At 68.4% G+C, this 23309-nt stretch carries 19 protein-coding genes and 1 riboswitch; of the genes, 14 read left to right on the plus strand and 5 right to left on the minus strand.

What is annotated here, in order from left to right; translation table 11 throughout:
* Positions 1-29 precede the first annotated feature (29 nt).
* Positions 30-602: a GNAT family N-acetyltransferase gene (locus HDA44_RS08255; RefSeq protein ID WP_184832656.1), complete on the plus strand. Its 573-nt coding sequence runs from the start codon at positions 30-32 to the stop codon at positions 600-602.
* 4 nt (positions 603-606) lie between these two features.
* Here the strand turns inward: HDA44_RS08255 and HDA44_RS08260 are convergent, their stop codons facing one another.
* Entirely contained in the window at positions 607-978 is a 372-nt protein-coding gene (locus HDA44_RS08260) for a hypothetical protein (RefSeq protein WP_184832658.1), read from the minus strand.
* A 50-nt stretch (positions 979-1028) separates the two neighbouring features.
* Positions 1029-2744 carry a cation:proton antiporter domain-containing protein gene (locus HDA44_RS08265; RefSeq protein ID WP_184832660.1) on the minus strand — a complete coding sequence of 572 codons (1716 nt, stop codon included), beginning with the start codon at positions 2742-2744 and terminating at the stop codon, positions 1029-1031.
* Between the two features lie 83 nt (positions 2745-2827).
* Positions 2828-3048: riboswitch (cobalamin riboswitch) on the plus strand.
* Positions 3049-3187: 139 nt separating this feature from the next.
* Between HDA44_RS08265 and metE the strand changes: the two genes are divergently transcribed.
* The 12 genes from metE (at position 3188) to narI (ending at position 19728) form a co-directional block, all read left to right on the plus strand.
* On the plus strand, positions 3188-5440 hold the full coding sequence (metE, locus tag HDA44_RS08270; RefSeq protein ID WP_337905726.1) for a 5-methyltetrahydropteroyltriglutamate--homocysteine S-methyltransferase: 2253 nt from the start codon (positions 3188-3190) through the stop codon (positions 5438-5440).
* A 30-nt stretch (positions 5441-5470) separates the two neighbouring features.
* Positions 5471-6199, plus strand: a complete 729-nt coding sequence (locus tag HDA44_RS08275) for a helix-turn-helix transcriptional regulator (RefSeq protein ID WP_184832664.1) — start codon at positions 5471-5473, stop codon at positions 6197-6199.
* Positions 6200-6264: 65 nt separating this feature from the next.
* Positions 6265-6633, plus strand: a complete 369-nt coding sequence (locus HDA44_RS08280; protein ID WP_184832666.1) for a VOC family protein — start codon at positions 6265-6267, stop codon at positions 6631-6633.
* 111 nt (positions 6634-6744) lie between these two features.
* A complete protein-coding gene (gene pta, locus HDA44_RS08285; protein WP_184832667.1) occupies positions 6745-8829 on the plus strand; it encodes a phosphate acetyltransferase in 2085 nt (694 codons plus the stop codon).
* Positions 8826-10013: an acetate/propionate family kinase gene (locus HDA44_RS08290; protein ID WP_184832669.1), complete on the plus strand. Its 1188-nt coding sequence runs from the start codon at positions 8826-8828 to the stop codon at positions 10011-10013. The genes pta and HDA44_RS08290 overlap by 4 nt, the downstream gene beginning before the upstream one ends.
* 90 nt (positions 10014-10103) lie before the next feature.
* A complete protein-coding gene (locus HDA44_RS08295) occupies positions 10104-10979 on the plus strand; it encodes a universal stress protein (RefSeq protein WP_184832671.1) in 876 nt (291 codons plus the stop codon).
* A complete protein-coding gene (gene ppk2 / locus HDA44_RS08300; protein ID WP_184832673.1) occupies positions 10979-11785 on the plus strand; it encodes a polyphosphate kinase 2 in 807 nt (268 codons plus the stop codon). Before HDA44_RS08295 ends, ppk2 begins: the two co-directional genes overlap by 1 nt.
* A gap of 116 nt (positions 11786-11901) precedes the next feature.
* Positions 11902-13104: an MFS transporter gene (locus HDA44_RS08305; RefSeq protein ID WP_184843116.1), complete on the plus strand. Its 1203-nt coding sequence runs from the start codon at positions 11902-11904 to the stop codon at positions 13102-13104.
* A complete protein-coding gene (locus tag HDA44_RS08310) occupies positions 13101-16763 on the plus strand; it encodes a nitrate reductase subunit alpha (RefSeq protein ID WP_184832675.1) in 3663 nt (1220 codons plus the stop codon). The genes HDA44_RS08305 and HDA44_RS08310 overlap by 4 nt, the downstream gene beginning before the upstream one ends.
* Positions 16764-18383 (plus strand): nitrate reductase subunit beta, encoded by a 1620-nt coding sequence (narH, locus tag HDA44_RS08315; protein ID WP_184832677.1) that lies wholly within the window; start codon positions 16764-16766, stop codon positions 18381-18383.
* On the plus strand, positions 18380-19012 hold the full coding sequence (gene narJ, locus HDA44_RS08320) for a nitrate reductase molybdenum cofactor assembly chaperone (RefSeq protein ID WP_184832679.1): 633 nt from the start codon (positions 18380-18382) through the stop codon (positions 19010-19012). The genes narH and narJ overlap by 4 nt, the downstream gene beginning before the upstream one ends.
* Positions 19009-19728, plus strand: coding sequence for a respiratory nitrate reductase subunit gamma (gene narI / locus HDA44_RS08325; RefSeq protein WP_184832681.1), 720 nt, complete (start codon positions 19009-19011; stop codon positions 19726-19728). Before narJ ends, narI begins: the two co-directional genes overlap by 4 nt.
* Positions 19729-19763: 35 nt before the next feature.
* Here the strand turns inward: narI and HDA44_RS08330 are convergent, their stop codons facing one another.
* Both HDA44_RS08330 and HDA44_RS08335 read right to left on the minus strand, forming a co-directional pair.
* A complete protein-coding gene (locus tag HDA44_RS08330) occupies positions 19764-20408 on the minus strand; it encodes a response regulator (protein ID WP_184832683.1) in 645 nt (214 codons plus the stop codon).
* Positions 20405-21346 carry a HAMP domain-containing sensor histidine kinase gene (locus HDA44_RS08335; protein WP_184832685.1) on the minus strand — a complete coding sequence of 314 codons (942 nt, stop codon included), beginning with the start codon at positions 21344-21346 and terminating at the stop codon, positions 20405-20407. Before HDA44_RS08335 ends, HDA44_RS08330 begins: the two co-directional genes overlap by 4 nt.
* Before the next feature lie 143 nt (positions 21347-21489).
* Here HDA44_RS08335 and HDA44_RS08340 point away from each other — a divergent pair, with 143 nt between their 5' ends.
* Positions 21490-22035 (plus strand): SPFH domain-containing protein, encoded by a 546-nt coding sequence (locus tag HDA44_RS08340; RefSeq protein ID WP_184832687.1) that lies wholly within the window; start codon positions 21490-21492, stop codon positions 22033-22035.
* Here the strand turns inward: HDA44_RS08340 and HDA44_RS08345 are convergent.
* A complete protein-coding gene (locus HDA44_RS08345; protein ID WP_184832689.1) occupies positions 22023-23309 on the minus strand; it encodes an ArsB/NhaD family transporter in 1287 nt (428 codons plus the stop codon). The genes HDA44_RS08340 and HDA44_RS08345 overlap by 13 nt on opposite strands.

Genomic DNA, 23309 nt, shown 5'->3' on the forward strand with positions numbered 1-23309 from the left:
CGTGCGGGCATGGACATTCTGGGGTCGCGATGACGATCGAGGTGCGGGCGGCGGAGGTGTTTGCGGATGTGTGTGCGGTGCTGGGGCCGAAGTCGCCGGCCGCGAGTGTGTGTTTTTGTCTTAGTTATCGGGTGCCGTCGGCGGTGAACAACTCGTTGCGGGGGCCGGCGCGTGGGGAGTACGTGGCGGGGCTGGTGCGGGAGAAGCCGGCGCCGGGGGTGATCGCGTACGACGGGGAGACGCCGGTCGGGTGGGCGGCGGTGGCGCCGCGGGCGGTGACGGCGTTCGCGCGGAACCGGAAGATTCCGCACGTCGACGATCTGCCGGTGTGGTCGTTGTGGTGCATCCGGGTCCGGCCGGGGCATCGCAAGCAGGGGATCTCGCATGCGCTGATCGCGGGGGCGGTCGAGTTCGCGCGCGACAACGGCGCGCCGGTCGTGGAGGCGTACCCGTTGGACAACGGCGACAGCAAAGTCGATCTGACGATGGCGTACGCGGGGCTGCGGAAGAACTTCGAGCGGGCCGGCTTCCGCAAGGCCGCCGACACGACGTCGGTCCTCGCCGGTCACCACCGCATCCTGATGCGGCTCGACCTCAGCTGACCGGTCAGCCGGCCGGGTGCGTCAGCCAGCGCGCGGCCGCGTTGTACGTGTCCGCCGGGCCGTCGTTGAACGCGATCGCCGCATCCGGGGCGTGCCGCCGGACCAGGTTCACCACCGTCTCGAACAGGTCCAGCGAACCCCGGATCCCGCCCCCGATCACCACGCACTCCCACGCCCGCGACGCCAGCGCCTCGCTGACCACGGTCTCGATGTCGTCGCTCCCGTCCAGCCCGACCAGACAGGTCTGTACGCACACGTCGTGCGCCACGAACTGGTCCATCCCGGCCTGAAGTCCGGTGGCCACCGGTTCCGGGTCCCACGGCCCGGGCACCCGGTACGGATCGAGTCCGATCACCAGCACACGAGGTGTATCCATGATCGGACCATACGCCCGCCCGAGCTCTGGATCCGTGAAGCGATGCCCTACTACGTCGTGCTGAAGCCGCGCTCCATCGTGTCCAGGAAGGACTCGACCTGGCGGTACGTCGCGGTGCTGTACGCGCCGATGCCGCGTTCGGACTGCAATGCTTCGCGCATCGCATCCAGGTACCGGCGTTGAAGTACCGCCATTTGCTCGCGGATGTCCGGTTTGGTGTCGCGGAACTGCCGGCTCCCGGACATCAGCCGCGGCACGATCCGTTCCTTCAGCGCGCTCACCGCCGCCGGGTCGAGTGGTTCGCCATCGACGGTCTGTTCATCCAGCGGACCGAGCGCGTCGATCGCCGCCTCGCCGATCTGCCGCATCAGCGCCTGCACGGAGTCACGCTTGTCCTCGGCGCTCTCCGCGCGGAACCGCATCCGCGCGATCACGGCCGGCAGCGTCAAACCGAACAGCACCAGCGTGATCAGCGCGACGATGAAGGCGGCCAGTACGACGGTGGCGCGATGTGGTGTCCCGGCCGGGATGGTCTGCACCGCGGCGACCGTGACGACGCCGCGCATACCGGCCCAGCCGAGCACGATCAGCCCACGGCCGGTGATCGGCTCACGTTCCTCGAAGTCGATGTCGGCGTGGCTGCGGGCGAGCCGTTTGCGGGCCCAGGCGAGCCGGTTCTCCTCGCGCTCCCCCGACGGTTCCATCGCGTCGAGGCGTTCGCCCATCTCGCTCAGCCTGGCCCGGAGCTGGTCGTTGCGGTCGCTCGACCCGAACCGGCTCTGCACGGCGGGCCAGGCCAGTCCGAGGAAGCGCAGCACGATCAGCAGCACGACCACCAGCAGTACGAGCAGGGTGATTTCGCCGAAGGTCGTCTCGGCGCGGGCGTCATCGACCAGCTCCGGCAGCTGGTAGCCCATCGCGAGGAAGACGCCGCTTTCCAGGATGAAGCTGATCGTCGTCCAGGTGGTCGCCTGCGTCTGCCGGTCCCGCGCGGTGAATCGCCGGCTGCCCAGCGCGCCGGTCAGCAAACCGGCGATCACCACCGCGAGTACGCCGGAAGCGTGCACGCCCTCGGCCGGGAAGTACGCGAGGAACGGTACGGCGAACGAGATCGTCGTGTTCAGCACCGGGTCGTCGAGCCGCTGCCGGAGCAACGCGGTCAGCAGGCCGACGGCGCCGCCGATCAGGATCGCGCCGACGACCGCCCAGGCGAAGTCGAGGGCGGTGTGCCCGAGGCTGAAGTGCGTGGTCACCGCGAGCGCCGCCAGCGCGGTCCGCAGCACCACCAGCGCCGACGCGTCGTTGACGAGGCTCTCCCCCTCGAGCACCGTCATCAGCCGCGGCGGCAACCCGACCCGGTGCCCGATCGCGGTCGCCGCCACCGCGTCCGTCGGGCTCACCACCGCTCCGAGCGCGACCGCCAGCGCGAACGAGATGCCCGGGAGCACGGCGTGGACGAGCGCGCCGATCACCAGCGCGGACACGATCACCATCACGACCGACAACCAGGAGATCAGCCCGAAGTTCCGGCGTACGTCGAGCACCGGCAACTGCACCGCGGCCGAGTAGAGCAGCGGCGGCAGTACGCCCGCGAGGATGATCTCCGGCTCGATGTGGATGGCCGGCGTACTCGGCAGATAGCTGGCCCCGATCCCGAGCGCGACCAAAAGCAACGGCGCCGCCACCCCGGTCCGGCGCGCGAACACCGACGCGGCGATCATGATCGCGAGCCCGCACCCGGCGATCAGAACAATCTGATGATCCACGTAACCGCACCTTAGGCCACCGATCCGGGATTTCCGCGCACCTGACTGCTGGACAATTGCCGGGGAGGTGCCGGCGGGACGCTATTGTCTGAGGTACCGACGGTTCGCCCGGTCATGCGGTTCGTGACCTGGCGAGGCAAGAGGGAACCCGGTGGGAATCCGGGACTGCCCCGCAGCGGTGAACGGGAACGACCGCCGTCAACAGCACTGGACGCAAGTCCGGGAAGCGACGGCCAGTAGGTTCACCGGTCATACGACCGGTCCGCCCGTGAGTCCGAAGACCTGCCGTTGGTCCGCGTACCACCCGGTATGCGGCGGATCGGATGTCCCGTGGGAGGACCCGCCCGGCCCCGCGGCAGCACCGGTCCTCCCGGGCAGCCGTGGCCGGCACGTCGTACCCGCGAGGCCCGCCGATCCCTCGGCACGCTCGCGAGGAGAGAGACGTGAACACCCTCACCACGGTCCTGGGATACCCGCGCATCGGCCCCAGGCGCGAACTGAAGCACGCCCTGGAGACGTACTGGCGCACCGGCGACCAGGATGCCCTTGAGGCGACCGGCCGCCGGCTCCGGGAGGAGACCTGGCAGCAACTGCAAGGGCTCGACTCGGTCCCCGGCAACACGTTCTCGTACTACGACCAGATGCTGGACCACGTTCAGCTCTTCGGTCTCACACCGGCCCGCTTCCGGCAGCTCGGCCTGTCGCCACTCGACACGTACTTCGCGATGGCCCGCGGCCGGGACGATGTCGCGCCGCTGGAGCTGACCAAGTGGTTCGACACGAACTACCACTACCTGGTGCCCGAACTCGACGGGACCACGACGTTCGGCCTGGAGCCGGAGAAGTTGCTGGGTGAGCTCGCGGAGGCGCGCGCGCTCGGCGTCGAGCTGCGCCCCGTACTGATCGGTCCGCTCACCTTCTTGTTGTTGTCGAAGGCAACCACGCCGGATCTGAACGTACTGACCTTGCTGGAGCCGCTGCTGGACCAGTACGTCGAGCTGCTCGCCGTACTCGATCAAGCCGGTGCCAGCTGGGTGCAGCTCGACGAGCCCGCGCTGGCCCAGGACCGTACGCCGGCCGAACTCGACGCCCTGCTTCGCGCCTATGACCGGCTCACGGCCGCGCCCGACCGCCCGAATCTCCTGGTCGCTACCTACTTCGGCGACCCCGGCGGCGCACTGCCCGTGCTCGCTGCCACCGCCATCGAGGCACTCGCCGTCGACCTGGTGTCCGCGCCGGGCCTGGTCCGGCGGATCGCCGAGCTCCCGTCGCTACGCCGCAAGACCGTGTACGCCGGGGTGGTCGACGGCCGCAATGTCTGGCGTACCCGGCTCGGCGACGCGGTCTCGACCTGTACGGACCTGCGGGCCGTGGTCGGCCGGCTCGGCATCTCCACCTCCTGCTCGCTGCTGCACGTCCCGTACGACCTGGAGGTGGAGGACGAGCTCGACCCAGCTGTCGGGGACCGACTGGCATTCGCGCGGCAGAAGGTGGACGAGGTCGTCCTGCTCGGCCGCGCGATCAACGAGGACTACGGCGTGCTCGTCGATCTGGAGCGGGTCAAGCGGCGGCTCCCCAACGAGTCCGATCTCCTCCGGGATCAGGCAGTACGCGAGCGGGTGGCCGGCGTACGCCCAGAGGACCGGCAGCGGGTGCCGTACGAGGAGCGTCGTACGGCGCAGCAGGCACTAGGACTGCCCGCACTGGCGACCACGACGATCGGATCGTTTCCGCAGACCGCCGACGTCCGCAGGATTCGTACCGACCTGCGGGCCGGGCGGATCACCCGGCCCGAGCACGACGAGCGGTTGCGTACGGAGATCCGGCGCGCGATCGAGCTTCAAGAGGAGCTCGGGCTGGACGTCCTGGTCCATGGTGAGCCCGAACGCAACGACATGGTCCAGTACTTCGCCGAGCGGCTGGACGGCTTCGCGACGACCAGGCTCGGCTGGGTGCAGTCGTACGGCAGCCGCTGTGTCCGGCCGCCGATCCTGCACGGCGACGTCTCCCGGCCGGGTCCGATCACCGTCGGCTGGACGTCGTACGCCCAATCGCTCACCGATCGTCCGGTCAAGGGCATGCTGACCGGGCCGGTGACGATCCTCGCCTGGTCCTTCGTCCGCGACGACCAGCCGTTGGCGACCACGGCCGACCAGGTCGCGCTGGCGCTCCGGGACGAGGTCGCCGATCTGGTCACGGCCGGGAGCCGCGTCGTCCAGGTCGACGAGCCGGCTCTGCGCGAACTGCTCCCGCTCCGGGAAGCGGATCGCAAGGCGTACCTCGACTGGTCGGTTGGGGCGTTCCGGCTCGCGACCGGCGGGGCTCCGGCGGCGGTCCAGGTCCATACCCATCTCTGCTACTCCGAGTTCGGTGCCGTCATCACCGGTATCGACGGCCTGGACGCCGACGTGACCACGATCGAGGCGGCCCGGTCCCGGATGGAGGTGCTCGGCGACCTCGGCTCGATCGGTTTCCGCCGTGGCGTCGGACCGGGCGTGTACGACATCCACTCGCCGCGCGTGCCGAGTACGGACGAGGTCCGCGCGCTGATCCGCGCGGCGCTCGCGGTGGTCCCGGCCGACCGGCTGTGGATCAATCCGGACTGTGGCCTGAAGACCCGCGACTGGCCCGAGGTCCGGGACTCGCTGCGAAACCTGGTCAGCGCCACCCGGGAGGTGCGCGCCACACTCGGCTGATCTGTCGGTGCCGCCGTCTAGCCTGCGGACATGAATCGGATGGATCGGTTGTACGCCCTCGTGGAGGAGCTTCGCGCGGCGGGGTCGCGGGGGCGTACGGCGCGGCAGCTGGCCGAGCGGTTCGAGGTGAGCGTGCGGACGATCGAGCGGGATCTCAGCGCGCTCGGGCAGGCCGGGGTGCCGCTGGCAACCAAACCGGGGCGTACGGGTGGGTACTCGGTGGATCGCGCGATGACCTTGCCGCCACTCAACTTCACGCCGCGGGAGGCGATGGCGGTCGCGGTCGCGCTGAGCGGGAGTGAGCATGCGCTGTTCGCGAAGGACGCCCGGAGCGCGCTGCTGAAGATCGTGGCGGCGATGCCCGCGAAGGATCTCGACGAGGCACGGGCGGCCGCGGCCAAGGTACGGCTGCTGGTCCGGCCCGCGCCCGATCCGGACGGTGAGATCGCCGAGCAGATCTGGCGGGCGATCAGCGACAACGCGGTGCTGCGGATCGTGTACACCGACACGAACGGGGCCGAGACCGAGCGGGACGTCGAGCCGCAGCATGTGGTGGTCGCGCAGAACGGCTCGTACCTGACCGGCTGGTGTCACCTGCGCCAGGAGGACCGGATCTTCCGGATGGACCGGATCGTCCGCGCGGAGCGTACGCCGGTGCCGCGCCGCCGGGCGACCGAGGAGCTGAAGGTGGTCTGCCGGGACCCGGACCTGCCGATCGAGGCGCTGCGGCCGGAGGAACTTTTCCCAACACCGACATAGGGCTGTCGCGTCCGGCTGGAACCGTGGAACTCGTTCGACGATCGATTCGATGAAAGCGAGTTCCCATGACTCTTCCCGGACCCGGCACGCTGGCCTGGTTCGAGGTCGCGACCGATGACCCCGACACCGCCCAGAAGTTCTACGGCAACCTGTTCGACTGGACCTTCGTCCCCGAGGCAGACGGCTTCGACTACCGCAACATCAAGGCAGCGGACGCGGAGCGGCCGATGGGTGGCATCCTCGGCACCAGTGGCAAGCAGCCGAACCACGCGGTGTTCTACATCGTGGTCGCCGACATCGAGGCGACCTGCGCGGAGGCGGTCCGGCTCGGCGGCTCGGTGATCAGCAAGGAGCTGGACGGCGTACCGGCGCTGGCGCATCTGCGTGACCCGGCCGGCAACCACTTCGGTATCTTCACCCAGCCCGGCGACTGAACCCGGTGCTCGCCGGCCGCGTGGAAACGCGGCCGGCGAGTTTCCACGCCCGTCAGGTGACCATTCACGGTCATTCCCCAACTCGTCCGGATCTCCGTATCGTCAGCGGTCATGGAACGCAGCGTCTACATCGCGTCGCTGGAAGGCACGACCGGGAAGTCAGCCGTCGCCCTCGGCGTCCTGCACCAGCTCGCCCGGCACGCCGGGCGGGTCGCGGTCTTCCGGCCGATCGTGCAGGTCGGCGCCACCTGGCTCGGCGGCCGCGATCACCTGCTCGAGCTGCTGCTCGCGCAGGACGCGGTCGATCAGGAGTACGCGGACTGCATCGGCGCCAGCTACGCCCAGGTGCACGCCGACCCGGACGCCGCGCTGGAGCTGATCGTGCAGCGGTACCGCGCGGTCGCTGCCCAGGCTGATGCCGTTCTGGTCGTCGGCAGCGACTATTCCGACGTCTGCGCGCCGACCGAGTTCTCGTACAACGCCAAGATCGCGGCCAATCTCGGCGCCCCGATGCTGCTGGTGGTGAACGGGCACGAGCGGCGGCCGCACGAGCTGCGCGCGCTCGCCGACGTGACCGTCGCCGAGCTGACCGCGAACCATGCCACGCTGCTCGGGCTGATCGCGATCCGGGTCGCCCTCGACCAGGGCGAGCGAGTGATCGCGGCCCTGGACGGTCTCGGCGTACCGGCCTTCGCGCTCCCGGAAGAGCCGGTACTCAGCCAGCCGGTGGTCCGCGACCTGGTGGCACCGATCGGCGGCCGGCTGCTGAGCGGCGATCCACAGCTGCTGACCGAGGAGGTCACCGGCCTGCTGGTCGCGGCGATGACGATGCCGCGCGTACTCGACCATGTCTTCGACGGCGCGGCGGTGGTGATCGCAGGCGACCGGTCGGAGGTTATCCTCGGAGTGCTGATGGCCAACGCGTCCGGGACCTGCCCGCCGATTTCCGCCGTCGTAGTGAACGGCGACGTCGAGCTGCCCGCGCAGATCCGTGAGCTGATCGACTGCCTCGGTTTCACCCTGCCGATCATCGAGACCCGCCTCGACACGCAGACCACCTCGACCCGATTGACCGCGGTACGCGGGCGGCTGACGAAGGATGCGCCGCGCAAGATCGACACCGCGCTCGCCTTGTTCGAGAAGTACGTCGACGGGCAGGCGCTTGTCGATCAACTCGCGCGGGCGCGAAGCACTGCGCTGACACCGTTGATGTTCGAGCATCGGCTGGTCGACCGGGCGGTGGCGGACCGGAAGCACATCGTCCTGCCGGAGGGCGATGACGAACGCATTCTGCGTGCGGCCGACGTACTGCTCCGGCGTGGGGTCGCGGACCTGACCTTGCTGGGCGATCGTGATGCGATCAGCCGGCGGGCGGAGTCCCTCGGCGTGGACGTGTCGGCAGCGCACGTCGTACACCCCGAGCACAGCGAGCTGATTGAGCAGTTCGCCGCCGAGTACCACCGGCTGCGGCAGCATCGGGGCGTCGAGCTCGAGCAGGCACGTGAACAGGTCCGCGACGGGTCGTACTTCGGCACCATGATGGTCCAGCTCGGCCTCGCGGACGGCATGGTGTCAGGCGCCGTCCACACCACCGCGCACACCGTCCGGCCGGCGCTCGAAGTGGTGAAAACCGTCCCCGACGTGTCGATCGTGTCCTCGGTGTTCTTCATGTGCCTGCAGAACCAGGTCCTCGTGTACGGCGACTGCGCCGTGAATCCGGACCCGACGGCCGAGCAGCTCGCCGACATCGCCATCTCGTCCGCGGCCACCGCGGTCGCGTTCGGCCTCGAACCACGGGTCGCGATGCTCTCGTACTCGACCGGTTCTTCCGGTACCGGGACCGATGTGGAAAAGGTGTCCAAGGCAACCAGCATCGTCCGGGAGCGGGCGCCACGGCTGCCGGTCGAAGGACCGATCCAGTACGACGCCGCGATCGACGCCGCCGTCGCGCGGACCAAACTGCCGGACTCCCCCGTCGCCGGCCGGGCGACCGTGTTCGTCTTCCCGGACCTGAACACCGGCAACAACACGTACAAAGCGGTCCAGCGCTCGGCGAACGCGGTCGCTGTCGGCCCGGTGCTGCAGGGACTGCGCAAGCCCGTCAACGACCTGTCTCGCGGCTCGACCGTCCGGGACATCGTCAACACGGTCGCGATCACCGCGATCCAGGCCCAGCAAAACGGAAGGCTCGGATGACCGAACATGTGCTGGTGATCAACGCGGGCTCGTCATCGCTGAAGTACAGCCTGGTCGACTCCGATTCCGGCGACGCGGCGGCGACCGGGCTGGTCGAGCGGATCGGCGAGCAGAGCAGTCACCACGTACACCATGGGCCGAAGGGGGATTTCGAAGACGACAGCCCGGTCGCCAGTCACGAGAAGGCGCTGGAAGCGGCGGTGCGCGCGTTCGAGACGTACGGGCCCGCGCTCGGCGACGTGGACATCGTGGCGGTCGGGCATCGGGTCGTCCACGGCGGATCGCAGTTCGCGGCGCCGGCGCCGGTCGACGACGCGCTGATCGCGGCGGTGACGGAGCTGGTTCCGCTCGCCCCGCTGCACAATCCGGCGAACCTCGAAGGGATCAAGGTCGCGCGCCGGCTGCTGCCGGATCTTCCCCACGTGGCGGTGTTCGACACCGCGTTCCACCAGACCTTGCCGCCGTACGCCTACCGGTACGCCGTCCCGTTCGACTGGCTGAAGGAATACGGCATCCGCCGGTACGGGTTTCACGGTACGTCGCACGCGTTCGTGTCGGAACGTGCCGCGCAACTGCTCGGGCGCGGCGCCGACCAGCTCAACCTGATCGTGCTGCACCTCGGCAACGGCTGCTCGGCGGCCGCGATCCGCCGGGGCAACTCGGTCGACACCTCGATGGGGCTGACGCCGCTGGAGGGACTGGTGATGGGGACGCGGTCGGGCGATCTCGATCCGGCCGTCCACGGTCACCTCGCGCGGGTCGCCGGCCAGTCCGCGGCGGAGACGGACCGCATCCTCAACTCGGAGTCCGGGCTCAAGGGGCTGACCGGCGAGAACGACTTCCGCGAGCTGACCCGGCGGCGCGCCGCGGGTGACGATCGGGCCCGGCTCGCGTTCGACCTGTACTGCTACCGGATCAAGAAGTACGTCGGCGCGTACTACGCGGTGCTCGGCACGGTCGACGCGATCGTCTTCACCGCCGGTGTCGGACAGCACTCTGCCGAAGCCCGGGCCGCCGCCCTGTCGGACCTGGACGGCCTCGGCATCCAGGTCGACCCGGTCCGCAACACCGCCACCACCGAGGGCGTGATCTCCACGGACGGCAGCCGGGTCAAGGTACTCGTCGTGCCCACCAACGAAGAGTGGCAGATCGCCCGCGAGGCGTTGGCGGTCGTACGCGGCTAGCCGTGCGGGCCGGATCCGGCGTGGCTGTTCATTTGCGGCCATCGGAGAGACGCTGGAGATCCGGTCACCCAGAGCACAGGAGGTCGTCCCATGTCGTCACAACCCGCTCCCATCGTGATCGGGTACGACGGATCGCCGGGCAGCCGCGCGGCGCTGAACTGGGCCGCGGCGGTCGCGGAGCGTACGGAGGCGCCGGTGCGGATCACCGGCGCGTTCGAAATCATGATCGACACCCAGCCCACCCCCGGGTACGTAGTTCCGCTCGAAGCGGCCCGCGCGGCCGCCGAGGAAGCGCTGCTCGCGGCCGCGACCGAGCTCCGGGGCGAGCGGCCGGCCTTGCGGGTCGAGAGCACGCTGGTCGACGGCGGTGCGCCGACGGTGCTGATCGAGGCATCCCGGGACGCCCGGCTGGTGGTCCTTGGCTCGCGCGGTCTCGGCGGATGGAGCGGTCTGGTACTCGGCTCGGTCGCACTCCAGGTGACCGCGCACGCGGAGTCGCCGGTGGTGGTGATCCCGCACGGCGTGACCCCGGAGGTACACGACGAGCTGACGGTCGTGGTCGGCGTGGACGGCTCGAAACCGGCGGAGAAGGCGATCGGCTTCGCGTTCGAACAGGCCGCGGCGATGCAGGCCAAGGTGGTTGCCCTGCACGCCTGGGCGAATCCCTTCCTCACCTACGCGAGCGGCGCGGCGATGCTGCAGTTCGACCAGGAGGAAGTGCTGGAGGACTCCCGGCTGCTCGTCTCCGAGTCGGTGGCCGGCGCGGCGGCGGAGTACCCGGATGTGCAATGGACGATCGAGCTCGCCGGTGGCTCCGCGGCATTGGCACTGACCGAGCGGTCCGGGACGGCTGACCTGCTCGTCGTCGGCTCCCGTGGACGCGGCGGCTTCACCGGCCTGCTCCTCGGCTCCGTCAGCCAGAGCGCCCTGCACAGGACCCGGTGCCCGATCGCCGTCGTCCGCTGATGGGCGACACGAAGCGGGTACCGAAGAAGCGGTACGAAAAGGAGCTCCTGCGCTTGCAGGCCGAGCTGGTCAAACTGCAGGAGTGGGTACGGACCGAGCAGGCGCGGGTCGTGGTGGTGTTCGAAGGACGTGACGCGGCCGGGAAGGGCAGCACGATCAAGCGCGTCGCCGAGTACCTGAATCCGCGCGTCGCCCGGATCGCGGCGCTACCGGCACCGACCGAGCGGCAGAAGACCCAGTGGTACTTCCAGCGGTACGTCGAACACCTACCCGCCGCCGGTGAGATCGTGCTGTTCGACCGCAGCTGGTACAACCGCGCCGGCGTCGAGCGGGTGATGGGGTTCTGCACGAACCAGGAGTACGCGCGGTTCCTGCACCAGTGCCCGATCTTCGAGCGGCTACTGGTCGAGGACGGCGTGCTGCTCCGCAAGTACTGGTTCTCGGTCAGCGACAGCGAGCAGGAGAACCGTTTCCGGAGCCGCCTGGAGGACCCGATGCGGCGCTGGAAGCTGTCGCCGATGGATCTGGAGTCGATCACCCGGTGGGAGGACTACTCGCGCGCCAAGGACGAGATGTTCGTCCACACCGACATCCCGGAAGCACCCTGGTACGTGGTGGAGAGCGAGGACAAGCGCGCTGCCCGGCTGAACATGATCGCGCACCTGCTGTCGACGATCGAGTACCGCGAGGTCAAGCCACCGTCGGTCGAACTCCCGGCCCGCCCACCGTCGCAGGGGTACGAGCGTCCGCCGCGGGAGCTGCACGCTCAGGTGCCCGACCATGCCGCTGCCTTCCGCCGCCGCTGATCACTCTTCGGAGTTGGACGGTTTCGATTTCTCGCCGATTGGTTAAGGGTTCGTGGCGATGAGGAGCTGAGACGGCGGGGAGCAGTGGCGACGGGGCGGAACGTTCGCCGTGGTTGATGCTCGTGCTGGCCACGGTCGGCTTCGCGGTGAACTTCTGGGCCTGGGCGCTGCTCAGCCCGCTCGGGCCGCTGTTCCGCACCCAGGGCACGCTCGGTGAGCTGTCCGAGTCGGACGTCGCGCTGCTGGTGGCCGTGCCGGTGCTGGTCGGGTCGGTCGGGCGGATTCCGGTCGGCGCGCTGACCGACCGGTACGGCGGCCGGCTGATGTTCCCGCTGGTTTCGGCGGCGACGATCGTACCGATCCTGTTCATCGGCTTCTTCGCGCTCGAGTCGTACGCGGCGCTGCTCGTCGGCGGGTTCTTCCTCGGGATCGGCGGCACCACCTTCGCGGTCGGCGTGCCGTTCGTGAACGCCTGGTTCCCGCCCGAGCGCCGCGGTCTCGCGATCGGCATCTTCGGTGCCGGCATGGGCGGTACGGCGATCAGCGCCCTGACCACCGTCAACCTCTACACCAGCGCCGGCCACCGCGTACCGTTCCTGCTCACCGCGGTCATCCTCGCGGTGTACGCGGTTGTCGCCTGGTTCGTGCTCCGGGACGCCCCGAACCGCCGGCCGGCCGCGGGCGGGTTCCTGCCGCGCCTGATCGCGAACGCGAAACTCCCGATCAGCTGGCAGGCGTGCATCCTTTACGCCGTCGCCTTCGGTGGGTACGTCGCGTTCTCCGTGTACCTGCCCTCGTACCTGAAGATTGCCTACAACCTGAGTGCGACCGATGCCGCCAACCGGATGGCCGGGTTCGTCGTGATCGCGGTGGTGATGCGGCCGATCGGCGGCTGGCTGACGGACCGGTTCGGGCCGATCCCGGTGCTGGCGAGTTGCTTCGCGGTCGTGGTCGTCGGCGCCGCGATCGCGTCCACCACGCCGATCCTGGAGAACTTCGGCACGATCGCCTTCCTGGCGATGGCCGCCGCGCTCGGCGGCGGCAGCGGCGCGACGTTCGCGCTGGTGGCCCAGGTGACCGACCCGGCGCGGGTCGGCGGCGTGACCGGACTGGTCGGCGCCGCGGGCGGTCTGGGCGGGTTCGTGCCGCCGCTGATCATGGGGTACGTGTACGGGCGCACGCAGTCGTACGGGATCGGTCTGGTGCTGCTGTCCGTGACCGCGGCCTTGACGCTCCTGCTGACCCTGACGATCGTGAGAAGAACCGCCCAGCCGAACACCCAGGAGCCGCGCACCGCAACCAGCGAGGGAGCCGCATGACTCCGGAGAAACCCGGCCTGGACAACGGGCTGACCGATGCCCTGGTCCGGACTCGGCGCTACTTCACCAAAGGCAAGGTCTCCGACGATCTGCGCACGCTCACGAAGGCAGGTGGCCGTGGCGCGGACGACTTCTACCGGGACCGCTGGAGTCACGACAAGGTCGTCCGGTCGACGCACGGGGTGAACTGCACCGGCTCCTGTTCGTGGAAGGTGTACGTCAAGGACGGCATCATCACCTGGGAGACGCAGCAAACGGACTACCCGTCGGTCGGACCGGACAAGCCGGAGTACGAACCACGCGGCTGTCCCCGGGGCGCCGCGTTCTCCTGGTACACGTACTCACCGACGCGGATTCGCTACCCGTACGTGCGGGGCGTACTGCTTGACCTCTATCGGCAGGCGAAGGCCGAGTTGCACGATCCGGTCGAAGCTTGGGCGAGCATTGTCGACAATCCTACGTTGGCGGCGCGGTACAAGGCGGCTCGTGGGAAGGGCGGGCTGGTTCGGGCGACCTGGGACGAGGCGGTGGAGCTCGTCGCGGCCGCCTACGTGCACACGTTGAAGAAGTGGGGTCCGGATCGGATCGCCGGGTTCTCCCCCATTCCGGCGATGTCGATGGTGTCGCACGCGTCCGGGGCGCGGTTCACGTCATTGATCGGCGGGACGATGCTGTCGTTCTACGACTGGTACGCCGATCTGCCGGTCGCGTCGCCGCAGGTGTTCGGGGATCAGACCGATGTACCGGAGTCGGGTGACTGGTGGGACGCCGGTTACCTGATCATGTGGGGCTCGAACCTGCCGGTCACCCGGACGCCGGACGCGCACTGGATGGCGGAGGCGCGGTACCGCGGCCAGAAGGTCGTCGCGGTCGCGCCGGACTACGCGGACAACGTGAAGTTCGCGGACGAATGGTTGCCGGCGGCACCTGGTACGGACGGCGCGCTCGCGATGGCGATGGGGCACGTGATCCTGAAGGAGTTCTTCGTCGACCGGCAGACGCCGTACTTCGTCAACTACGTGAAGCACTACACCGATCTGCCGTACCTGATCCGGCTGGACGAAGCCGACGGCGGGTACCGGGCCGGCAAGTTCCTGACCGCCGCGGACCTCGGCGTGGAGGAGGAGAACGCCGCCTTCAAAACCGTTGTCCTCGATGCGGCCACCGGGCAGCCGGTGGTGCCGAACGGATCGCTCGGCCATCGCTTCGGCGAGGCCGGGAAGGGCAAGTGGAACCTGGACCTCGGCAGCACCGATCCGCTACTCACCCTTGCGGGTACGGAAACCGGATCTGTCGTTGTGCAACTGGCGCGGTTTGATGGTGGGACCGAGGCGGGCGTGTTGTCGCGCGGCGTTCCGGTGCGGCGGGTTGCCGGCCAATTGGTGACCACTGTCTACGATCTGATGCTCGCGCAGTACGGCGTCGCGCGGGCGGGGTTGCCGGGTGATTGGCCGGCTTCGTACGACGACCGCACCCCGTACACGCCTGCCTGGCAGGAGTCCATCACCGGTGTACCGGCGGCCGCGGCGGCGCGGATCGCCCGTGAGTTCGCGCGGAACGCCGCGGACAGCAAGGGCCGCTCGATGATCGTGATGGGCGCCGGAACCAACCACTGGTTCCATTCCGACACCATCTATCGCGCGTTCCTGGCCTTGACCACGCTCACCGGTTGTCAGGGCGTGAACGGCGGCGGCTGGGCGCACTACGTCGGTCAGGAGAAATGCCGCCCGATCACCGGCTGGGCCCAATTGGCCTTCGCGCTCGACTGGACCCGGCCGCCCCGCCAGATGATCCAGACCGCCTATTGGTATCTGCACACCGACCAATTCCGCTACGACCATTTCACCACCGACACCTTCTCGGCAACCCGAGGAGGAATAGCCGGCAAGACCACCGCGGATCTGATTGCACTGAGCGCCCGCCTCGGGTGGATGCCGTCTTATCCGACGTTCGACCGGAATCCGCATCAGCTTGCCGATGAGGCGGCCGCCGCCGGCCGGTCCGTGGGTGATTATGTGGTGGATCAGCTGAAGTCCGGTGAGCTGCGGTTCGCCTGTGAGGATCCGGATTCACCGGAGAACTTTCCACGGATTCTTTCGATCTGGCGGGCCAATCTGCTCGGCTCGTCCGCGAAGGGCAACGAGTACTTCCTCGAACACCTCCTCGGCGCCGGCTCCTCGCTGCGCGCGAGCGAAGGCGTCCACCCGGAGGAGCTCGAATGGCACGACCAGGCACCCCGCGGCAAGCTGGATCTCCTGCTCACCCTGGATTTCCGCCAGACCAGCACGACCCTGTTCTCCGACGTGGTGCTGCCCGCGGCAACCTGGTACGAGAAGCACGATCTCAACACCACGGACATGCACCCGTTCGTACACTCCTTCAATCCCGCGATCGCCCCGCCCTGGCAAACCCGGACCGACTGGGACGCCTGGCAGACCATCGCCGAAAAGTTCAGCGAATTGGCCCGGACCCACCTCGGCATACGAAGAGACCTGGTCGCCGTACCGCTCCTGCACGACACCCCGGACGCATTGGCCACCCCGCACGGAATCGTTCGTGACTGGAAAGCCGGTGACTGCGAACCGATCCCCGGCGTGACCATGCCAAAGATTGTCGAAGTCGAACGTGACTACCCCGCGGTCGCCGCGAAAATGGCCGCGCTCGGCCCGTTGATGGAGAAACTCGGCGCGACCACCAAAGGCGTCACGTACGACGAATCCGCCTCGGTCGACTACCTCCGCGCCAAGAACGGCACGATCCGCGGCGGGCCCGCCGACGGCCGGCCATCCCTGCGTCGCGACATCCACGCCTGCGAAACCATCCTCGCCCTGTCCGGTACGACCAACGGCCGCCTCGCCACCGAAGGCTTCAAGACCCTCGAAACGCGGGTCGGCAAACCGCTGCACGACCTGGCCGCCGAACACGAAGGCAAGCAGATCACCTTCGCCGACACCCAGGCCGCGCCCGTTCCGGTGATCACCTCACCCGAATGGTCCGGCTCGGAAGCGGGCGGCCGCCGCTACTCCCCCTTCACGATCAACGTCGAGCGGCTGAAACCCTGGCACACTCTCACCGGCCGCCAGCACTTCTTCCTGGACCACGACTGGATGGCCGAGCTGGGCGAGAACCTGCCCGTCTACCGGCCACCGCTCGACATGAGCGCGCTCTTCGCGGAGCCGGAGCTCGGCACGCTGACCGAGCACGGCCTGACCGTTCGGTACCTGACCCCGCACAACAAGTGGTCGATCCACTCGGAGTACCAGGACAACCTGTTCATGCTCTCGCTCAGTCGCGGCGGGCAGACGATCTGGATAAGTGACCAGGACGCGGCCAAGGCCGGGATCGCGGACCACGACTGGATCGAGGCGGTGAACCGGAACGGGGTCGTGGTCGCGCGGGCGATCGTCTCGCACCGGATGCCCGAAGGCACGGTGTACATGCACCACGCGCAGGACCGGCTGATCGACGTACCGCTGGCCGAAACGTCCAAGAAGCGCGGCGGGATTCACAACTCGCTGACCAGGTTGCTGATCAAACCGTCGCATCTGATCGGCGGGTACGCGCAACTTTCCTTCGCCTTCAACTACCTCGGCCCGACCGGGAACCAGCGCGACGAGGTGACGGTCATCCGCCGGCGCTCGCAGGAGGTGACGTACTAGATGCGCGTGATGGCCCAGATGGCGATGGTGATGAACCTGGACAAGTGCATCGGGTGCCACACCTGCTCGGTCACCTGCAAACAGGCCTGGACCAACCGGACCGGCACCGAGTACGTGTGGTTCAACAACGTCGAGACGCGCCCCGGACAGGGCTATCCGCGGACGTACGAGGACCAGGAGAACTGGAAGGGCGGCTGGACGCTCAACCGCCGCGGCCGGCTCAGCCTCAAGGCCGGCGGCCGGATCCGCAAATTGTTGACAATCTTCTCGAACCCGAAGCTGCCGGCCCTGGACGACTACTACGAGCCCTGGACCTACGACTACGCCACCCTCACCGAAGCGCCCGCACAGCAGCACACGCCGGTCGCCCGGCCGAAGTCGCTGATCACCGGGCAGGACACCAAGATCACCTGGTCGGCGAACTGGGACGACGACCTCGGCGGCTCGGCCGCGACCGCCGAGCGGGACCCGATCCTGCGGAAGATCGGCGACAAGGTCCGGTTCGAGTTCGAGCAGACGTTCATGTTCTACCTGCCCCGGATCTGCGAGCACTGCCTGAACCCGTCGTGCGCCGCGTCCTGCCCGAGCGGCGCGATCTACAAGCGCAGCGAGGACGGCATCGTGCTGGTCGATCAGGACCGGTGCCGCGGCTGGCGGATGTGCATCTCCGGCTGCCCGTACAAGAAGGTCTACTTCAACCATCGGACCGGCAAGGCGGAGAAGTGCACGTTCTGCTTCCCGCGGGTCGAGGTCGGAATGCCGACGGTGTGCGCGGAGACCTGCGTCGGCCGGCTGCGGTACATCGGCCTGCTGCTGTACGACGCCGACCGAGTTCTGGAGGCCGCGTCCGTGACCGACGAGCACGACCTGTACGAGGCGCAACGATCCATCTTGCTGGACCCGAACGATCCGGACGTGATCCGCGCCGCCGAGCGGGAAGGCATTCCGCACGACTGGATCGAGGCGGCGCGGCGCTCCCCCGTACACGCCTTGATCAATCGGTACCAGGTGGCGCTGCCGTTGCATCCGGAGTACCGCACGATGCCGATGGTCTGGTACATCCCGCCGCTGTCGCCGGTGGTCGACGTCGTACGCGAGACCGGCGAGGACGCGGAGCGGCGGGAGAACCTGTTCGCCGCGATCGACGCCTTGCGGATCCCGATCGAGTACCTGGCCGAACTGTTCACCGCGGGCGAGGTCGCGCCGGTCGACCGGGTGCTGCGCAAGCTGGCCGCGATGCGCTCGTACCTGCGCGATCTCAACCTGGGCCGTGATCCGGACGCGACGATCCCGGCGGCGGTCGGGATGAGCGAGGAGGACCTGTACGAGATGTACCGGCTGCTCGCGCTGGCCAAGTACGACGAGCGGTACGTGATCCCGCCAGCGCACCCGGAGGCGTACCAGCAGGCGCATGATCTTGAGGAGCTGGCCTGCTCGCTGGACTACGAGGGCGGTCCGGGGATGAGCCCGTTCGGCGAGGGCTCTGGCGCACAGACGCCGCTGGCGGTGGAGAACTTCAGGGAGCTGAAGGACCGGCAGACCGCCGACCGGGTGAACCTGCTCAACTGGGACGGAAACGGCCGACCGGACGGGTTGTTCCCGCCGAAGGACAAGCCATGAGGTACCCGAAGCTGGCACTGCCGGCACACCAGCTGACCATCGCCTGGCAGACCGCCTCGCTCGTCCTCGACTATCCGGACGAGGCGCTGACCGAACGGCTGCCGTTGATCCGCCGCGCGGTCGCCGAGCTCCCCCGCGAGCTCGCGGATCCACTGGGCGCGACGGTGGAACAGCTTGCCGCCGGCAACCTTTCCCAGCTTCAGCAGCGGTACGTCGAGACCTTCGACAACCGCCGGCGCCACAACCTGTACCTCACGTACTTCGCCCACGGCGACACCCGGCGCCGCGGCGTGGCCCTGCTCCGGTTCAAGCAGGCCTATCTGCGCGCCGGGTTCGTGCTCGACGAGTCCGAGCTGCCGGATCATCTGTGTGTCGTGCTGGAGTTCGCCGCGACCGTCGACCAGCAACTCGGGCAACGGCTGCTGCTCGATCACCGCGCCGGCCTCGAACTGCTCCGGATCGCGCTGGCCGAGGCGGATTCCCCGTGGTTCGGGGCGGTTCAAGCGGTGACCGCATCGCTTCCACCGCTGGTCGGCGACGAGCGGGACGCGATCGCGCGGCTCGCGGCCGAGGGTCCGCCTCGGGAAGAAGTCGGACTCACGCCGTACGCGATCGGTGGCCCACGATGAAGCAGCTGCTCTGGGTGGTGTACCCGTACATCTGCCTGACGATCTTCGTCGCCGGACACATCTGGCGGTACCGGTACGACAAGTTCGGCTGGACCACGCGCTCGTCGCAACTGTACGAGAACCGGCTGCTGCGGATCGGCAGCCCGCTGTTCCACTTCGGCATCCTGGCGGTGTTCCTCGGGCACGTGATGGGCCTCGGCATCCCGAAGTCCTGGACCGAAGCGATCGGCGTCTCCGAAGGGCTGTACCACTTCCTCGCCGTCTCGATCGGCGCGATCGCGGGCTTCTGCACCCTGGCCGGCCTGACCATCCTGATCTACCGGCGGCGTACGGTCGGCCCGGTGTTCTCCGCGACCACCCGGATGGACAAGCTGATGTACGTCTTCCTCGCCGCGGTCATCCTGCTCGGCCTGGCGAACACCGTGATCGCGAACCTCGTCGGCCACTACGACTACCGCGAAGGCGTATCGATCTGGTTCCGCGGCATCTTCCGGTTCCAGTTGCACCCTGACCTGATGGCCGCCGCGCCGCTCACCTTCCAGTTGCACGGGCTGGTCGCGATCACGCTGTTCGCACTGTGGCCGTTCACTCGGCTCGTACATGTGTTCAGCGCGCCGCTCGGGTACCTGACTCGGCCGTACATCGTCTACCGCAGTCGCGACGCGCGCCCGGTCTCGCACAGCCCGCGCCGCGGCTGGGACACACCCGCCCGCTGATCCAGGGCTCGATCAGGTTCAGGGCTCGATCAGGTTCAGGGCTCGATCAGGCCGGCGCGGATCGCGTACCGGGTCAGTTCGGTGCGGTCGCGCATGCCGAGCTTCTGCAGGATGTTCGCCCGGTGGCGTTCGACGGTCTTGATGCTGATCGTCAGCATGCCGGCGATCTCCTTGGACGGATGGCCCTCGGCGATCAGCTTCACGACCTCGTCCTCGCGGTCGGTCAGCACCTGGCCGGGCACTCGCTCACCGCGCCGGACCCGCTCGACGTAGTCCCGGACCAGCGTGCTCATCACCCCCGGATACAGGAAGGATTCGCCCCGGCCGGCCGCGCGGCAGGCGTCGACCAGGTCGCGGTCGGCCACCGATTTGAGTACGTATCCGCTCGCGCCGGCTTTCAGCGCGGCGAAGAAGTACTGCTCGTTGTCGTACATCGACAGCATCAGCATCCGCGGCGGTTCGCGCCGCCGTGACAGCTCGCGCGCCGCCTGCAGCCCGGTCATCCGCGGCATCTGGACGTCGAGAACAGCGAGATCCACCGGCGTACTCCGGAACAGCTCCAGCGCCTCGGCGCCGTCCCCGGCTTCCGCGACGACCTCAAGGTCCGGTTCGTTGTCGAGGATCAGGCGCACGCCACGGCGTACCAGCGCGTGGTCGTCGGCCAGCAGAATCCGGATCACCCGGCCTCCAACGGAACTCGCAGCCGGACCGACGTACCCGTCTCGCCGGGGCCGACGGTCAGCTCGGCGCCGATCAGCAGGGCGCGCTCGCGCATGCCCCGGATGCCCGTGCCTTCTTCGGCGCCCCGGAGACCGTTGCCGTCGTCATCGACCGACAGGACCACCGCCGCGCCCTGACGGTGCAGCGAAAGCCGCACGGTACGGGCCTGCGCGTGGCGGGCCGCGTTCGTCAACGCTTCCTGCGCGACGCGATAGATCACCAACTCCCGCTCCGATCCGAGCTCGGGCAGTCCCGGCGAGGTGACGCGGCGTACCTGCAGCCCGTGCGCCGAAAAGTCGGTCGCCAGCGCGGCAAGCGCACTCTGCAAACCAAGATCCTCCAGTACGCCCGGGCGCAGCCGCCGCGCGACGCCACGTACCTCATCGAGGGTCGCCCGTGCGGTCTCCTGCACTTCTTCCAGTGCCTGCCGCAGCTTGGGCGGCGTACCCGCCTCGAGTCCTTTCAGGCCTAGCAGCACGGCGGTGAGACCCTGGCCGATCTCGTCGTGCAGCTCGCGCGCGATCCGGTGCCGCTCGGCCTCCTGCGCCGCCAGTGCCTTCGCGTTGCTGCGGCCGCGCTCGCTTTCCAGCCGATCGAGCATCGCGTTGAAACCTTGAACGAGATGACCGACCGCTCCCCCGCCGGCCTCGGACAACCGCTTCCCGGGGCGTTGCAGGTCGACCGTGTCCATCAACCGAACGAGCCGGTCGAGCGGGGCGAGACTGGTCCGGAGCAGGATCGAGTTGAGTACGACGATCGCGATCAGTCCGACGACCAGGATCACGGCTTCGGACTGCAGCACGGTCGCGGAGACCGTCACCGGGGCCAGCGCCAAGGCGGTGGTCCCGGCAACGAACATCAGCCCGTTGATCAGGCAAACCCGCCAGTACAAAGGCATTCCGGCTCCCGTCTTCACTCCTCCAGCGTCCATCAGCGACGTCCTCGTTGTCCATTCACGGCGGCGAAAGTGGGTGCTGGCACTCATTTCGCCACCGTTGGCCGAACAGCAGACTGGAGCCGCGGACATCTCCGGGAGGCAGGATGCAGCACGCGACAGTTGACCTTTGGGCCGGCGAACCAGCGGCCGCTTATCCGTTGGTGGTGCTGGCGGTGCTCGCTGTGGTGGCGGCCGTCGAGCCGCGGATCGTCCCGCGCGACCGCTGGCTCGTCGTACTGCGGTCCGGCCTGGTCCGCCGCGTGCTCGCCACCGGAGTTAGCGTACGGATCCCGCTGCTGGAGTCGTACGTGTGGATCGCCCGCGGGCGTACGCGCCGGCCGTTGACCGTGACCGCGCGTACCGGCGACGGCACCGAGGTCCGCGTCGCGGCCGAAACCATCATCGAGGTCGTCGACCCGCTCGCCGCGATCCAGCTCTCGCTCACGCCGGTAGATCTCGCGCTCGACGAGACCGAACGAGCGTTGCGCCAACTGATCGCCCGGCACGACGTGGTTTCGCTCGCCGCGCTGCGGACCTGCACGGTCCCGGTCGACGTACCAGGCGTCGTGATCGGTGAGCTCGAGCTCGGGAAGGTCGAGCTCGAGCTCACCCCACAGGCGATCCGCTCGGTCGCGGATCAGACGAAGTAGCGCAACCACACGTACCCCCAGGCCAGCACCATGCTGAACACGGTCACTACCACCCCGTACCGGGTGAACTGCCAGAACGAGATGTGGTGCCCGCTGCGCGAAGCGATGCCGAGGGCAACCACATTGGCGCTCGCGGCAACCGCCGTACCGTTCCCGCCGAAGTCGGCGCCGAGCGCGAACGCCCACCACAGCGACTGCCCGGTCCGGTGGTCCGGCGCCTGCTCGACGACCCCTTCGACCACCGGCGTCATCGTCGCGACGTACGGAATGTTGTCGAAGAACGCGCCGAGGATGCCCGACCCGAACAGCAGCGCGGTCGCGGCCAGCAGGTACCGGTCGCCGATCGCGGCCACCGCCCAGTCGCCGATCGACTCGATCACGCCGGTGTGCGTCAGGCCCGAAACCATCACGAACAGGCCGACGAAGAACACCAGCGTGCCCCACTCGACCTCACGCAGCACCTCGGGTACGTCCGCCTTCGCGACCAGCACCATCACGCCGGCCCCGATCAGCGCGACCAGCGACGGTTCGAGATGCAGTACCGAATGCAGTGAGAACGCGGCGATCATCACCGCGAGCACCACCAGGCAACGAACCAGCAGCCACGGATCCCGGATCGCCCGCTTCTCCTGCAACGCGAGCACCGCCTGGACCTGCTCCGGATTGTGCTTCAGGCCCTTGCGGAACAGGAACCTGGACAGGATCACGAACAGCACGAACACGATCACCACGATCGGCGTCATGTGCACCAGGAAGTCGTTGAACGACAGCCCGGCCCGGGACCCGATGATGATGTTCGGCGGATCACCGATCAGGGTCGCGGCGCCGCCGATGTTCGACGCCAGCACCTCGGCGATCAGGTACGGCTGCGGCGCGATCTTCAGCCGCTCGCAGACCACGATCGTGACCGGCGCGACCAGCATGATCGTGGTCACGTTGTCCAGGAACGGCGACGCGACCGCGGTGATGATCATCAGCATCACCATCAACCGGTACGGCTCACCCCGGGACCGTTTCGCCGCCCAGATACCCAGATAGTCGAACACCCCGGTCTGCTTGATGATCCCGATCACGATCATCATCCCGAGCAGCAGGAAGATGACGTTCCAGTCGATCCCCTCGTGCTCGGAGAAGAACACCTCGGTACCCGGCGCCAGCCCGAGTACCAGCATCGCGGCGGCACCGATCAGTACCACCTTGACCTTGTCGGCCTTCTCGGTCGCGATGAAGAAGAACGCCACCCCGAAGATCGCCAGCGCGAACAGCGGCCGCAC

The sequence above is a fragment of the Kribbella solani genome (genome assembly GCF_014205295.1).
GTDB classification, from domain to species: Bacteria; Actinomycetota; Actinomycetes; order Propionibacteriales; family Kribbellaceae; genus Kribbella; species Kribbella solani.